At 58.3% G+C, this 14,721-nt stretch carries 11 protein-coding genes; 2 read left to right on the top strand and 9 right to left on the bottom strand.

Translation table 11 applies throughout. From position 1 onward, the window contains the following. Positions 1–23: 23 nt before the first annotated feature. The 3 genes from QML71_RS06055 to QML71_RS06065 all read right to left on the bottom strand — a co-directional run bounded on the left by QML71_RS06055 (position 24) and on the right by QML71_RS06065 (position 5,844). The gene (locus QML71_RS06055; RefSeq protein WP_282011017.1) at positions 24–2,657 is read right to left on the bottom strand and encodes a molybdopterin-dependent oxidoreductase; all 2,634 of its coding nucleotides are present in this window, start codon (positions 2,655–2,657) and stop codon (positions 24–26) included. A 25-nt stretch (positions 2,658–2,682) separates the two neighbouring features. Beyond that, positions 2,683–3,216, bottom strand: a complete 534-nt coding sequence (locus QML71_RS06060; protein ID WP_282011018.1) for an NADH-quinone oxidoreductase subunit NuoE family protein — start codon at positions 3,214–3,216, stop codon at positions 2,683–2,685. 393 nt (positions 3,217–3,609) lie between these two features. Further along, positions 3,610–5,844, bottom strand: a complete 2,235-nt coding sequence (locus QML71_RS06065; protein WP_282011019.1) for a tetratricopeptide repeat protein — start codon at positions 5,842–5,844, stop codon at positions 3,610–3,612. Between the two features lie 234 nt (positions 5,845–6,078). On the opposite strand from QML71_RS06065, the gene QML71_RS06070 reads away from it, so the two are divergent. Beyond that, positions 6,079–6,915, top strand: a complete 837-nt coding sequence (locus QML71_RS06070; RefSeq protein WP_282011020.1) for a tetratricopeptide repeat protein — start codon at positions 6,079–6,081, stop codon at positions 6,913–6,915. Between the two features lie 76 nt (positions 6,916–6,991). On the opposite strand, the gene mltG is transcribed toward QML71_RS06070, so the two are convergent. The 5 genes from mltG to QML71_RS06095 are packed head-to-tail and all read right to left on the bottom strand — an operon-like array spanning position 6,992 to position 13,099. Beyond that, entirely contained in the window at positions 6,992–8,005 is a 1,014-nt protein-coding gene (mltG, locus tag QML71_RS06075; RefSeq protein WP_282011021.1) for an endolytic transglycosylase MltG, read from the bottom strand. Between the two features lie 38 nt (positions 8,006–8,043). Beyond that, positions 8,044–9,120 carry a histidinol-phosphate transaminase gene (gene hisC / locus QML71_RS06080; protein ID WP_282011022.1) on the bottom strand — a complete coding sequence of 359 codons (1,077 nt, stop codon included), beginning with the start codon at positions 9,118–9,120 and terminating at the stop codon, positions 8,044–8,046. A 7-nt stretch (positions 9,121–9,127) separates the two neighbouring features. Beyond that, the gene (gene gmk, locus QML71_RS06085; protein ID WP_282011023.1) at positions 9,128–9,763 is read right to left on the bottom strand and encodes a guanylate kinase; all 636 of its coding nucleotides are present in this window, start codon (positions 9,761–9,763) and stop codon (positions 9,128–9,130) included. A 30-nt stretch (positions 9,764–9,793) separates the two neighbouring features. Continuing rightward, entirely contained in the window at positions 9,794–10,675 is an 882-nt protein-coding gene (locus QML71_RS06090) for a YicC/YloC family endoribonuclease (protein WP_282011024.1), read from the bottom strand. A 15-nt stretch (positions 10,676–10,690) separates the two neighbouring features. Continuing rightward, positions 10,691–13,099 (bottom strand): ferredoxin-like domain-containing protein, encoded by a 2,409-nt coding sequence (locus tag QML71_RS06095; protein ID WP_282011025.1) that lies wholly within the window; start codon positions 13,097–13,099, stop codon positions 10,691–10,693. A gap of 356 nt (positions 13,100–13,455) precedes the next feature. On the opposite strand from QML71_RS06095, the gene QML71_RS06100 reads away from it, so the two are divergent. After that, the gene (locus tag QML71_RS06100; RefSeq protein ID WP_282011026.1) at positions 13,456–14,220 is read left to right on the top strand and encodes a methyltransferase family protein; all 765 of its coding nucleotides are present in this window, start codon (positions 13,456–13,458) and stop codon (positions 14,218–14,220) included. A 4-nt stretch (positions 14,221–14,224) separates the two neighbouring features. On the opposite strand, the gene QML71_RS06105 is transcribed toward QML71_RS06100, so the two are convergent. Further along, the gene (locus tag QML71_RS06105) at positions 14,225–14,671 is read right to left on the bottom strand and encodes a hypothetical protein (protein WP_282011027.1); all 447 of its coding nucleotides are present in this window, start codon (positions 14,669–14,671) and stop codon (positions 14,225–14,227) included. Positions 14,672–14,721: the final 50 nt, after the last annotated feature.

Consider the following 14,721-nt stretch of genomic DNA (forward strand, 5'->3'; position numbering starts at 1 on the left):
TCTTCAGTGCGTGATGCCTGGGATCAGTCGGCTTTCGAGATCTTGACCGAAACCAGACCTTCCTCACCGTTCCGCATTTTGTTGATGGGCACATCCACCCAGTTCTTGGGAATGTACACGACGCCTTGTGTGGACCGTTTGTTGACCTCCACCGGCACTTCCACCGTGTGCGTGGACGATTCAACGCGGATGCGGTCGCCGCTTTCAATCCCCAGTTCGCGTGCGTCTTTGGGATGGATCTCGGCGATGCAGTCGGGACCGATGTCCATCAGCGCCTTGGCGTACTGCGTGTAGGTGCCGATGTGGAACATGTGGTTATTGCTGATGAGGGTATAGGGGTAACCGTTGCCGTTGGAAACCGTTGACGGCTCCGCATCGGCCACCGCAAATCCCGGTTTGTGTCCGCTTTGGGCAGGCGTCCATTGTTTGGATTTCTTGCCGGGGAACAGGCCCTTATAAATGGGGGCGGCGATTTCGATTTCGTGCTGCACGTCCTCGACGGTGTCGAACTCGAACGGCTTGCCGAAGGTGTCGGCAAGGTCGAGGAAGATGTCGAAGTCGGGGCGCGACTCGCCTTCGGGCAACACCGCCGAAGCGACTTTCTGCACGTGCCGGGTCATGTTGGTGAAGGTGCCTTCTTTCTCGGCGTAGGTGCAGGACGGCAACACCAGGTCCGCCATCTTCGCGGTTTCCGTCATGTACGAATCGTGCACCACGAGGAAGGGCACCGTCTGCAAGGCGTTCTTAACGAGGTCTCCTTTGTAATAGCTGTGGCAGGGGTCCTCGCCGACGATGTACAGCATCTTGACGCGACCTTTGGTGCAATGCTCCCACAGATCGTCCATCAGGTTTTCGCCCTTGAACTTGAGCTCGTTGAGGCCCCAGGTTTTGGCCAGGTGTGTCAGCGCCGCCGGATCATCCGCGCGCTGGTAACCGGGCAGGTAGTCCGGGGTCAGGCCCATGTCGTTGACGCCCTGCGAATTGCAGTGTTCCCGCGGCGGGTAGATGCTGACGCTGCCCTGACCGCCCGCATGCACCAGAATCGACAGGTTGAGCAGCGCGTTCAGGATGTCTTCGCTCTGGTCGGTTTCGAGGATGTCGTTGCCGATCAGGATGAAGCGGTCGGCATTGCGGCTGAACCGTTCCGCTGCGCGGGTGAGCGTGGCGTCGTCCAGCCCGGTGGCGGTCTGGGCGTAGTCCGCCGTGTATTTGGACAGCGACTGCACGAACGAGTCGTAATTGGGCAGGGCGGTTTTCACCTTGCCGGTATCGACCAGGTTTTTATCGATGAGAATTTTGCTGATGCGGTTGGCCACCGCCAGGTCTGCGCCCGGTTTGTAAGTCATGCGCACTTCCACGCGCGACTCGTGGTGAAAGATCACGTCGCGCGGGTTGGCGATGAGGATGTCGGTGCCGAAATTGATGGCGGCCTTGCGGATGGAGTTGCCCGCCACCGGATATTCCGAAGGAATGTCGGTGTTGAACAGCAGCACCACGTCGGCTTCCTCCAATGCCGTGATCGGTTTGGAGACGATGCCGTTCTCGAAACACTGCATCATGAAGCGGTTGAGCGACGGCGCCCGCAACTGGTTGAGGTTGGTCAACTGGTTGGAGCCGACCAAACCGCGGAACAATTTCTGGAACAGGTAGTTTTCTTCGTTGGTCAGCTTTTCTCCACCGACGGCGGCGATGCTCTGGGGGCCGCTGCGGTTCATGGTGGATTTCAGGCGGTCGGCGATGGTTTCCAGCGCTTCACTCCAACTGACTTCCTGAAAGGTGCCGCCGACGTTCATCATCGGGCGCTGAATGCGCTGCTTGTTGTGGACCATGCCGTGGCCGAAGCGGCCCTTGGCGCACAGGTTGCCTTCGTTGATGCCGAGGTCGAACGTCTCGTCGCCTTCGATGCGCACCAGTTCGCCCTTTTTGGTTTCCATCTTGACCGTGCAGCCCCACGAACAGAAGGTGCAGGTGCTGTGGGTGCTCTTGAACATGGACACCAGGCCGCGGGCGCTGGAGGTCATGTCCATCAACGCGCCGGTCGGGCAGACGGTGATGCACTGGCCACAAAATTCGCAATCCAGCGGTTCGTCGTTGGCGGTGCCGATGCCGACCTGGTAGCCGCGCTTGTGGTAATCCAACGCCTGCACGCCCTGGATCTCGTCGCAGACGCGCACGCACATGCCGCACATGATGCAGCGGTTCAGGTAGAACTCAATGATCGGGTTGGTCTTGATGCTGGGCTCGTTGCGGCGTTTGATCTCGAAGCGCCCGTTCCACAGCTTCAGGTGATCGGTGTTGTCCTGCAGCGGGCAGACGCCGGACTTGTCGCAAATGGGGCAGTCCAGCGGGTGTTCGACCAGAAGCATTTCCAGGCACGCGCCGTTGTAGCGGTCGGTTTCCTCCGTGTCCGTGCGGATCTTCATGCCCTCGGACACCGGATGCGTGCAGGAATAGACGAGGTCTTTCTTGCCGTCTTCGTTGATTTCCACCATGCACGTGCGGCAGGCGGCGAACGGCTTCAGCTTCGGGTTGGAACACAGATTGCTGATAAAAATATCGGCTTTCTTCGCTGCGTCCAAGATCACCGTGCCCTCGGGCGCGGTGTAAGGCTTGTCGTTGATCGTGAAATGGACCGTTTTTTTGACGACCGTACTCATTTATTCTTTCAGCTCCTGGAATTTTTTATAGCTGGTAATGGTCACAGATTTCGAAGGTTTTTTCGGGATCGATGGTCCCGTGCGTGTCTTCGCCGATGATGGCCATCGGGGCGGCGCCGCAGTTGCCAAGGCACGAAGCAAACTCCAGCGTGAACAGCTTGCTGGGGTCGGTCTCGCCTTTGCCCATGGAATAACGCTCTTTCAGTTTCTGCGCGATCACGGGAGCGCCTTTGACGAAGCAGGCCGTGCCGTAACACAGTTTGAAAATGTACTTGCCCGGCTCAACGGTGCGGTATTGGGGGTAAAACGAGATGACGCCATAGATTTCCGCACGGCTCAGGTTCAATTCCTCCATCACCACTTCCACGATTTCATCCGGCAAAAAGCGGAACTCATTTTGGATCTTCGTGAGCAGGGGAATCAGAAACTGACGGGAACGGTTGGGGAAGCTGTTGATGATCTTATAGACGGTGTCCATGCAGATCTTTTTTTCTTCCGGCGTGCTTTCCGCGACCGTCGCATTCTCTTCCTGAGGGGCTTCGTTTTCCTGAGTGTCCATGAGGGTCTCTATATGGATGGGTTGACAGTCCAAAACTGAGCCGTAACTCGTTTGAATCGTTGCAGATTGATCTTATCAAACCTGCAAGAAAAAACGAAGTATATAAACCCCATCAATGGACTGTCAACCTAAATATGCCCTTGGATAAATACGCCCGAGACAACGGGTTCCGCCGGGTTCCAGGACGCAAGCCGGTTTGCTAACAGGTTGCGTATCAGGGAGTTCTCCTCAGAATGTCAACAGAGGGCGGGCCGCTGCGGTGGCGAGGTTTTTGAGGTTCCCCTTGCGCTGTGGGGAGCGCGGCAGACAGCTGCGGGTTGCGGGGAATGGAGGGCTGGTAACAAGATCATTTGAATTATTAACAGAGCTGTCTTAAGTATCTGTTAATAAATGCTATTTTTTATTTTTGTGGCGGGGGCTGCGTGTCGGGTGCAGCTCGGCCAGGCCGATGAGGGCACCGGTGTGATCGGGGTCGATGCGCAGGGCCATTTGAAACGCTGCCTGGGCTTCTCCCGGTTGGTGCGCGGCTTCATAGGCCACGCCCAGGTTGAAATGGGCGTCGGGGTTGCTGGGATCGTAGCGGGTGCCTTCCCGGAACGCCTGCACGGCTTCGCGGTAGCGTTTGAGTTGCATCAGCGCCCAGCCACGGCTGAGATAGGCCTGTGAATTTTTGGGATCGATGTGGAGTGCCGCGCCAAAAGCCGTCAGCGCATCCTGGTAACGTCCGAGCAGATCGTACAGCAACCCCAAGCTGAAACGCGGCTCGAAGTAATCGGCCTTGAGGCGGATGGCCCGGTTGTAGGCTTTGATGGCTTCCGCGTAGCGTCCCATTTCACTGTAAATGGTACCCAGTTGGTTGTAGATGCCAGGGTTGCCCGGTTCCAGCAGCATGGACTGTTTGTAGGTCAGCAGGGCCTGTTCGTGTTGCTTGAGGTGCCAGAACGCGCTGCCCAGTTTCAGTAAAATGCTTTGCTGCTGCGAGGTACTCTTGAGCGCGGCTTGCAAGGCAGGCACGGCTTTGGCGTATTGCCCCAACGCCATGTGATTGTCACCCAGCATGGCCTGCGCCGTATGGTTGCCCGGCTCGCGGGCGACGGTCCGTTCGAGGTGGACAATGGCCGCTGCGTGTTGATCCAGCTTTGTATAAATGACTCCGAGGCCGAAGTCGGCTTCCTTTAGATTCGGGTTCAGTTGCAGCGCCCGCTTGAATGGAAACTCGGCTTTTTCCAGTTGTCCCAGCCGCATCAACGCATCGCCCAGGTACATGAAGGCCTGCGCATGGTTGGGGTTGCGGCGCAGCGTTTCTTTAAGCGGCACGATCGCCTCTTCATAATGTCCAAGCCGCCACTGGGTGGTGCCGAGGCTCAACCAGATGGCCACCGAGTTCGGAAAGAAGCGGAGCGATTTCCTGTAAGCCGTCACCGCGTCCTCCCACCGGTTGAGTTCTTCGTAGGTGCGCGCCAGTTTCAATTGCACGGCCCCGTTTTCCGAATCGAGTCGCAATACGTTCTGGAATTCTTCCGCCGCCCGCGCGTAACGGCCTGCCACCAGGCTGAGGTCGGCGATGTGGCGGTGGGCAGGGACGTGATTGGGATTCAGGCGCAGCACGGCCTCATACTGTTCGATGGCGGCCTCGGGCCGGTCGAGGCTCTCCAGAGTCTGGCCCAGATGGTAATGGGTGGAGAGGTCGTCGGGATCGAAACGCAGGGCGTTTTGAAAGGAGTCGAACGCTTTCTTGAACTCGCCCAGCATCAGGTATTCATGTCCCAGTTGAAAATGGCTCGCTGCTTTTTGCGGGCGCACGAAGGTCAATTCTTTAAACGCGATCACGGCCTCGTTGTGCCGGCCCATGCGGCTTTTGGCTTGGCCCAGGTACTCCAGCGCCAGCGCGTCCCTGGGGTTGATGCGCAGGGCATTTTCGAGAGGTTCCAACGCCTCCTGCAGGCGACCGGTATTGACGTGAATGCGGCCGATCGTGGTATAGGCTTCGTGGTAGTTGCTGTTCAGGTCGAGGGTTTGCCGGTAGGCGTCGATGGCCTTTTCATACTGTGCCAAGGCTTCGTAACTGTTCCCCAGTGCAAACCGCCATTCGGGATGCAGCGGGCTGAGCTGGAGCGCCGTCTGATATTCCAAAATGGCTTGCTTGTGTGCGCCGGTTTCGGCATGGGTCTGGCCCAGCGCGAAATGCGCCCGCGGCAGGCGGGGATTGATCTTGAGGGCGTTGGTCAGGTGTTCCAGCGCGTCTTCGTATTGCTTGAGTTTCAAATTCGTGTGTCCCAGGCCGTACTGGGCGTCCGCAAAATTAGGATCGAGCAGCACCGCTTCATCGAATGCCTTGGCGGCCTGCTCGGTGTGCCCGAGCTGGGTGTGTGCTTCGCCGATTTCATAGTAGGCCGCGGAATAGAGCGGTTCCAGCTCCAGCACCGTTTTGAACTCGGCGATGGCCTTGTCGTACAGGCCGATCTGTGCGTAGGCCCGCCCCAGCCCGAAATGGGCGATGTAATCGTTGGGATCGGCTTTCAGGGCATCCTTGTATTCCTGCATGCGCAGAAAGTCGGCGGATGCGGGGGCGTGGCCTCCCAACGCCAGCAACAGTGTCAGCAGCAGGATGCCTGCGATTTTGGTCATAGCGGTCTTCGGCGAAGTTTTCAGTAGGGTGAATCCTTCTTCCCTATCGTCACAAACAGCCTGAAAAAAAGGGTTGGGTGGCAAAAATTCGGGTCCCCTCATTATTTTTGACCTCAAATCGGCGCATCGCCGCCAAAGAACCTCATTTTTTTATCAAGGGATTTTCGAGCGGGGCCGATAAGGGACTTAAATTGCCAATAAAATCAATCACTCTCAATCCACAGGATGGGCATCATGCCGACCAGCACTTACTCCGGTCTGGAAACCGTAATCGGTTTTTTCAATTACGCCAAACCCCGTTCCCTGCTCGATATCGGGGTGGGATTCGGCAAAATCGGCTTCCTCGCGCGCGAGTTTCTGGACGTCATGATGAACCAGTCGTACCGTCCCGGCGACTGGAAGGTGCAGATCGATGGCATCGAGGCGTTTCCCGATTACATCCAGGGCCATCACAAAGCGCTGTACGACACCATTCATATCGGCGACGCGCTGGAGGTCATCGACTCCCTCGGCAGTTACGAAACCATCGTGCTGGGCGACAGCCTCGACCATTTTTCAAAGGACCGCGCCTGGCAGATGCTGGACAAGTGCGCCGAGCACTGCACCGGCTACCTCATGGTGTTCATCCCGCTGGGCGAACACCGGGAGCAGGAAGCCATCTATGGCAATGAGTACGAGCGGCACCTTTCCTTCTGGACGCGGGCCGAGTTCGAACCGATGGCCGCGGCGTCCAAATTCAGTTGGTTTGAAGGTATCGGCGACTACGGTCGATTCCTGATCCCGGTGGACCGGTACCGTCATCACCGCCTGCGCAACCGGGTCGAGGCCAGTATAGAGAAGGGACAGGTGGACCAGGCCATCGCCGACTTGACAGCGGGCATGGAATCCCTGTCCGCCAACGTCGAAAGCGAGTACCTGCTGGTCGATCTGCTTTTGAATGCGGACCGTGTCCGCCAGGCGATCAACCGCCTCAAGGCCATCGTGCGTCAGTTCCCGCAGGAGGAACCGGTGGTGACGGCCTACGTGGACCGGCTGCAAGCCATCTACTCCCTGCAGGCGCACGCCTCCTGATCCCGCCTTCTACAATTCCTTTCGCAGGAAAGTCCGGCTCGCAGGAAAAGTCCTGCTCGCAGGAAAAGTCCTGCTGTCAACCGCCCTGAAGCTGATACTTGACCACCGCCTTGTTGTGGTCGTTCAGATTGGTGGAGAACTTGTGCGTGCCGTCCTGGCGCGAAACAAAATAAAGATAATCGGTGTCGGCGGGGTCGAGCGCCGCCTCGATGCTGTCCAGCCCCGGATTGGCGATGGGGCCCGGCGGCAGTCCGGGGTACAGGTAGGTGTTGTAAGGGGATTCGACCGAGAGGTCTTTCTTGCGGATATTGCCGTCGAAGTCCGCCAGCGCGTAGATCACCGTCGGGTCGGTTTGCAGGCGCATGTTGAGCTTGAGCCGGTTGTGGAAGACGGATGAGATGATCTGGCGCTCGGAAGGCGCCCCGGTTTCTTTTTCGATGATGGAAGCCAGCGTGACGACCTCATGGAAGCTGAGGTTCATGGCTTCGGCCCGTTGCCGGTACGTGTCCCGGTAGGCCCGGTCGCGGAAGGTTTGCACCATGGTTTCCACGATGCGGTGCTCGCCTGCGTTTTTGGGAAACTTGTAGGTTTCCGGAAACAGGTAGCCTTCCAGGTCTTCCGTCTTCGCATCCACGGTCTGGATCAGGTCGCGGTTTTGCGTTTCCGCGACGAACCGTTCGCGGCTACCCAGCCCGGCCGCCTCCACCAGCCCGGCGATCTCCAGAATGCGATACCCTTCCGGCACGGTGAGCGTGTACAGAATGGAATGGCCGGAGGTGATGGTTTCCAGTATCTGCTTGGGTGGCATGGTGCCGGACAGACGGTACTCCCCGGCGCGGATCTGGTTCTGCTTGCCATTGAGATATGCGAACAGCACGAAGCCGCTGGGATTGCCGATCAGGTTGCGGTCGTTGAGCTGGTGCGACACCTGCTTCAGGGTTTTGCCCCGTTCGATCTCGATGATGGCCGGGGACGCCGAGGTGGACAGGGGCGAGGTGGAGTAGGAGTGCAACCAGAAGGAAAACAGGAATCCCCCGACCAGTAACAACAGCAGCCCCGCCAGCAGCGACGTCTTCAGGTAACGCTTCATGGAAACAGCCTCACCGGGATCGGAGCCGTCCCCTCGGCTTATCCCGCCCTTATAATCGATCTGATCTGCGTGATGAACTCGGCGTTTTCGTCATGCGTGCCGATGGTGACACGCAGACAGTTTTTGAGCCGGGGATGACTGCTGAGATCCCGCACCAGTATACCTTTTTCCACGAGGCGATTGAACACCTCTTCGGAGCTACGATGAACGCGGAATAAAATGAAATTGGAGTCCGAAGGAAACACTTGAAGTTCGGGGATTTCCGCCAGCGCCCGGGCCAGCCAGTCGCGCTGTTCCAGAATCTGATCGATCTGTTGTTGCACCGGTCCGAACCGGTCGAGCAGCACGGCGGACAGTTCCTGCGAGACGGTGTTGGAGTTGTAAGGCAGGCGGATTTTGTCGATCTGTTCGATGATCGCCGGATCGGCGACGGCGTAGCCGACGCGCAGGCCCGCTAACCCGATCTTGGACAGGCTGCGCAGCAGGATGAGATTGTTGTGCGTGCCCAGTTGGTCGAGAAAGGTGGAGCGGGCGAAATCGTAATACGCCTCGTCCAGCACGGTGATGCCCTGGAACCCCTCGATCACTTTCTGGATTTCCGCCGCAGAAAAACAATTGCCGGTCGGGTTGTTGGGGTAACTGAAAAAAACGATGCGCGCCTGGGTCCGCTCCAGCATGTCGAGAAACGGCTCGGCCTTGAAATCCCAGCATTCATCAAGCGGGAACTGTTCCGTCTGGAGACCCATGCCCTTGGCTATGATCGAATACATGGCGAAGGTGGGGTCGGGGAAGGCGACGGTGTCGCCGGCGTTGCAGAAAATCTGGATCAGGATCTGGATCAACTCGTCGGACCCGTTGCCGATGGCGAGTTGTTCGGGCGTCACCGACAGGCGTTTCGCCAGCACGTCCTTCAACCGCTGGCTGGCCGGGTCCGGGTAGCGGTTCAACTGAAACGTGCGGAAGGTGTCCTGAAACAGGTCGAGGATTTCCGACGGCGGCGGAAACGAGTTTTCATTGGCGTGGAGTTTGATGGGGCAGTCGAAATTCTCCACGTGGTACGCCTTCAGCGCTTTGATCTTGTCTTTGACCAGATGGTCGAGATTCACCTTTGCCATGTTGTTGTCAGCCTGATTTTAAAATGTCGCCGATCACCGGGCATTCGGTTTGGAACCGCGTGCTCCGGTATTTTTCCGCATGGATGATGCACAGCAACGTCTGAACCGTTTCTTCGACGTCGTGATTGGCCACGATGTAATCGTACAGATGATACTGGGCAATTTCCATTTTGCCTGCGATGAGGCGTTCGGTGATTTTTTCATCCGACTCGGTGTTGCGTTTGCGCAGGCGGCGTTCCAGTTCCTGAAGGGATGGCGGCAGGATGAAAATGAACACCGCATCGAGATTCAGTTTGCGGATGGACGCCGCGCCCTGCGGATCGAGTTCGAGAACAACGTCCTCGCCGCGTTCCCGGTGACGGCGCAGGGTCTCGCACGCCGTGCCGTAGAAATGGTTGTGCACCCAGGCGGATTCCAGAAACTCGTCGTTCTTCTGCATCGTTTCGAACTGCTCGCCGTTGATGAAATGGTAATCGATGCCGTTGCGCTCGTTCTGGCGCGGCGGGCGGGTGGTGTGCGAAACGGAAAACTTCAACTCCGGCTGCATTTCCCGCAGCCGCCGGCACACCGTGGTCTTGCCCGTGCCCGAAGGCGCGGAAAGGACGATGAGGAGGCTGTTGCTCTGCGATCTGGAGTTGGCCATGGGTTCGCTCGAATGGGCTATGTCGAGAACTTACTCGATATTCTGCAACTGTTCGCGGATTTTTTCCAGAATGCTTTTGACTTCGATCACCGACTGGGAGGTCGGATAGTCCGCGGCTTTGGAACCGATGGTATTGGTCTCGCGGTTGATTTCCTGCGTGATGAATTCCAGTTTGCGGCCCGCCGGTTCCTTGGAACCCAGCAATTCCTGGAACTGCCCGAGGTGGCTGTGCAGGCGGGTGATTTCTTCCGCGATGTCGCAACGCTCCGCCATGAAGGCCGTTTCCTGCGCCAGCCGGGTGGCATCGTACTCCTGGCCGTTGGTGAGCGTCTGGATCTTTTCACGCAGCCGTTCGCGGTAGGCCTCGACCACAATCGGTTGCCGTTCGCGGATGGCTTCCACGTGTTCGACAATCTTTCGGATCTGCTGAGTCAGTTCGGCTTCCAGGTTGGCGCCTTCCTCCTCGCGCATGCGGATGAGCGCCGTCAACGCGTCCTCGACGGTTTCCAGGATCATCGACTCCTGCGAGGCATCGAGGACCAGCGGCTCGACGACGAGGATGTCGCGCACATTCAGCAACGTCTCCAGTGGCAGGTCGCCGCTGAGTCCCAGCTTTTCCTTCAACTGCCGCGCGGCCTCCACGTACTGGCTGGCCAGCTCGAAGTTGGGTTGCAGTTTCTGGTCGGCGGCTTCCCCCTCGGCCTGTTCCAGCGTGACGAACACGTCGAACGAGCCGCGCGCGCAGCGGGCCTTGATGCGTTTTTTTAAAGGAAGTTCGAGTGCGCTGAGGTGCTTCGGCAGGCGGGTGTTGGCTTCAATGAAACGGTTGTTGACCGAGCGGATTTCCACTTTGCACGCAAACGCTCCGCTCTGTTTTTCTGACCGGCCGAAGCCGGTCATACTTTTCAACATTCGGCTGGGAACCTTCTATGCTTTTTCGATGACGATGATGTGGTGCCCGTTGTCCTGCACGTGCGACACCAGTTTGTGTCCATCGTTCTGGACGCTGCGGGGAACGTTTTCCGCAGGTTCGCCGTCGTCCAAAAGAACTTCCAGCTTTTGCCCGGAATTCATGGTTTCCAGCTTGAGCTTGGTCTTGACGTAATTGAACGGACACTTGACGCCCTTGAGATCGATCTTGGCGTCAACCGCCGCCGCCGTGGCGGTGGCGGAACCGTTGCCGGGAGTCGAAGGCGCTTTCTTTTTCTGCTCGGCGATCTCGTCGGTGACGCGGATACGCAGGGACTTCTCGGTCTGCATCTTGGTGTACGCCTTGCGGCATTCGTCGATCAGCGCCTTGGATTCATCGATCATCCCCTGCGCGAAGTCGGCATCGGCCGATTCCGGATCTTTCTGGAAGCGTTCGACCACGCCGGCGTGAGTTTCCGCGACGATGCCGGTTTCGACGATCAGCGACTCGAATTTGCTCATGGTTTCGAGGTTGTCTTCGAAGTCCATGCCCTCGGTGACGAGCAAGGCACGTGCCGCCAATGCCAGCGACCGGTTGGCCTGACGCACGGAATCGGCAATCAGTTCCTTCTCGAACGCCCGCGTGCTCTGGAACAGGGCGCGCTCGGCTTCGGAAAGGTGATCGGTGATCATGTCGGTGACGGCTCCGGCACACTCGCCCTGCCCACGGTCATCGAGCGTGAACTTTTCGGTCGAATGGTAATCGACGTACGACTGCGGCGACTCGGTGATGGACGGCAGTTCCTTGAGGTCCGAAAGCAGTTCGCCGAAGTACCCCTTGCCGACGCGGTCATAAAATTGCGGGAACGATTCGTCGTTCTTGCGGTCGCGCTTGTAGGCGTCCACGGTGCGGCGCGTGGCCAAAGGCACGTTCTTGGCCGGGATCTTGACGACGTGTTCGCCAAACTGCGCGCCTGACTCCGAGATGCGTCCGCCCAGCATCATTTCGTAATGCGGCGCCAGCACGCCGTTGACCTTCTTCGCGCCGCCGGAAAACCCGATGTCGGCGATGTGGTGCTGGCCGCAGGAGTTGGGGCAGCCGCTGGCCTTGATCGAAATGGCGTCGAGATCGTTCGAACCGGTGTACAGGTTTTCGACGTCTTCGGTGAGCTGGTTGATGAGGCCGCGCGAATGGGTGATGCCGAGGTTGCAGGTCTCCGACCCCGGACAGCAGGTCATGTCCTTCAACTCTTCGGTGCCCGCCTTGTGCTGGCCGATTTTTTTGAGCTCGGCGAAAATGTTGCCGAAGGCGTCTGGTTTCACCCACGGGATCATGATGTTCTGGTGCACGGTGTTCACCAGTTGCCCGCCCGCCACCTGGTCCACCACGTGGGCGATGACGCGGGCGTGCTCGCTGGTCAGGTCGCCCAGCTGCAATTTGATGTGCACGTTGTAAAACCCGTCCTGCCGCTGCGGCGAGGTGTTGCGCTGCACCCAGTTTTTGAAATCCGGGTCGTTGTCGAAGTCCCGGTTGGGGGTGAAGTCGCGAATCGCCGGAATGCTTTCGCCGGGCACGTCGATGGCTGGGAACGTTTTGCCTTCCAGTTTCTGGAATTGCTCCTCGACCAGGGCGCGGGTTTTGTCGACGCCGTATTTATCGAGCACATATTTGAAACGCGCCTTGTTGCGGTTTTTCTTGTCGCCGTGCTGATCGAACACGCGGATGACCGCTTCGCAGGTGCGCAACAGGTCTTCCGCTGCGACGAAATCGGAGAAGTGCCGGGCCAGCCGTGGCGAGGACCCGAGACCGCCGCCGATGACCATGCGGAATCCGCGTTGACCCTCGCGCACCACGCCGTTCAGGCCGATGTCGTGGATGGGAGACAGGCCGCAGCCATTGCAGCCACCGACGCTGATCTTGAATTTGCGCGGCAGGTTCTGCGTCAATGGATGCCGCAACAGAAAGCGCGAGACGGCGCGTGCGTAAGGCAGCACGTCGAAGGTTTCTTCCTTGCAGGTTCCCGCCTTGTGGCAGGCGGTGACATTGCGCACGGTGTTGCCGCAGGCTTCGCGCGTGGTGATGCCATGCGCGGCCAGGTCCTGCAATCCCTGAGGCACGTCTTCCAGGGCCACGAAGTGGAACTGGATGTCCTGCCGAGTGGTGACGTGCAGGACTTTGTTCGAATACTTGTCCGCGAAATCCGCCAGCGCGATCATCTGCTCGGTGCTGTAGCGACCGAGCGGGAGCTTGGTGCGGATCATCTGCACCTGGCCGGGCTGGCGCTGGCCGTAAATGCCGTGTTGCAGGCGGAAGCGTTTGAATTCCTCTTCGCTGACTTCGCCCTTTTCGAGGCGTTCTACCTCCGCCGCAAAATCTTCCAGCTCCTGCCGGACTTCCGGCGGGATGTCCAATGATTTTAAGTCCATGATGACAATCCAAAAACAAATGACATGAATATGTATGCATGCGCCCTGGGTGCGGGCGCTGTCTTTTAGTGACCGAAAGGGAGCGGGCAGGGCCTCGAAAACATTGATTCTACAAATTATTCGGGCAATTTCATACCGGCTCTGATGCAGTCATCATATAATAAAATGTGCTCAAAAAACAGTGGAATCAAGCTTTAAAACGGGTATTTTCAGATTTGAGGTCGGAGTTGTCACCTCAACACTTTCAATAATCTATAAAATTTTTTAAAATCAAATTCTTACCCCCGGGGTGAGAAGATGGCAGGGGCCATCGATGGCGGGCAATCCAAGCCGTTGATAGAAAGGATGTTGATCGGATGATCGGGGACGCGGGCATGACCTTTCTGGATGCCGCCCACCTGTGGGTGTGGGCCAACTTCCTGGTGTACCTGTCGGTTTTTGCCGTGGCCCTGTACATCAATTACAACTTCACGACCCTCATGGTGGGTGTGATCTACCTGTTGCCGCTGCTGCCTTGGGGACTCGATGCGGACAATGCGGGGCGCTTCCTGCTGGTGTCGTTCCAGAACCTGGTGTTCGGCGTCATCGAGGTGGTCATCTTCGTCATCACCGTCAAGCCCCGCGACGCGACGTTCGACCGCGAGCACATCCAGCAACTGATCGGCCATGTGTTGCCGATTGCGGCGGCGTTGATCGGGCTGTCCTTCGTCGCCCGCATGAGCACGGTGCCGTTGAGCGGCGTGGAGATGGGTGTCATCGTGGCGGTATTTCTTTTGGGATCGATCCTGCGCGTGCTGGCGGTGTATCAGCTGGGGGCGACGGCGTTCAAGTTCGACATTGTGTTCCGTGACGACCAGCAGTTGAAGACCAGCCACCTCTACCGCTTTGTGCGCCATCCCTCCTACACGGCGATGATGATCGTGATTCTGGCTTATGCCCTGACCACCCATAGCTGGCTGGCGGGAGTGCTGGGACTGCTGTCGGCGGCGTTCGGCTTCCAGTACCGGATTCATTACGAGGAAAAAGGCTTGCGGGACAAATTCGGCGAGGATTATCTCCACTACCGCCGCCGCACGGGCATGTGGCTGCCGCGCTGGCGACGCCTCAGGCAGGGCGAGTGAGCGGTTACGGCGCTTCCTGCGGCAACCAGGTCTTCCAGTACGGCTGCTCGATGCCGCCGGCCTCCACCGGATTCTGAAACCACAAGGCGAGGCCGAACACGGCGGCGATGTACAGGTAGCTGGCGCCGTAGAACAAGGGTTTCTTCGCGCTTTGGCCGTTGAAGCGGGTGACGCCGGGTTGGGAAATGTCCCGCACCCGGTAGAAATTGGAGATGGCCATCAGCACGAACAGCAAGGTCGGGTTGTAGTCGAACAATGCCATGAGGAAGGCGGAAACGGGGGCGATGCCGCCCATCAGCAACAGCTTGATCGGATGGTTGCCGGTGAGGTCGTCGGAGATATTGAGCGCCGCCATGTAACAGACGAGGTAGAACAGGCCGGTGAGACCGAGCCAGATCAGAATGCTCAGGATGGTGGTGCCGCCGGTGATGTCTTCAATGCCGAGTACCATGGCGGGAAGCATAACAGGAGACGGGCAGCCGGGCAATTGCGAGTGAGGGA

Source organism: Nitrospina watsonii, assembly GCF_946900835.1.
GTDB classification, from domain to species: Bacteria; Nitrospinota; Nitrospinia; order Nitrospinales; family Nitrospinaceae; genus Nitrospina; species Nitrospina watsonii.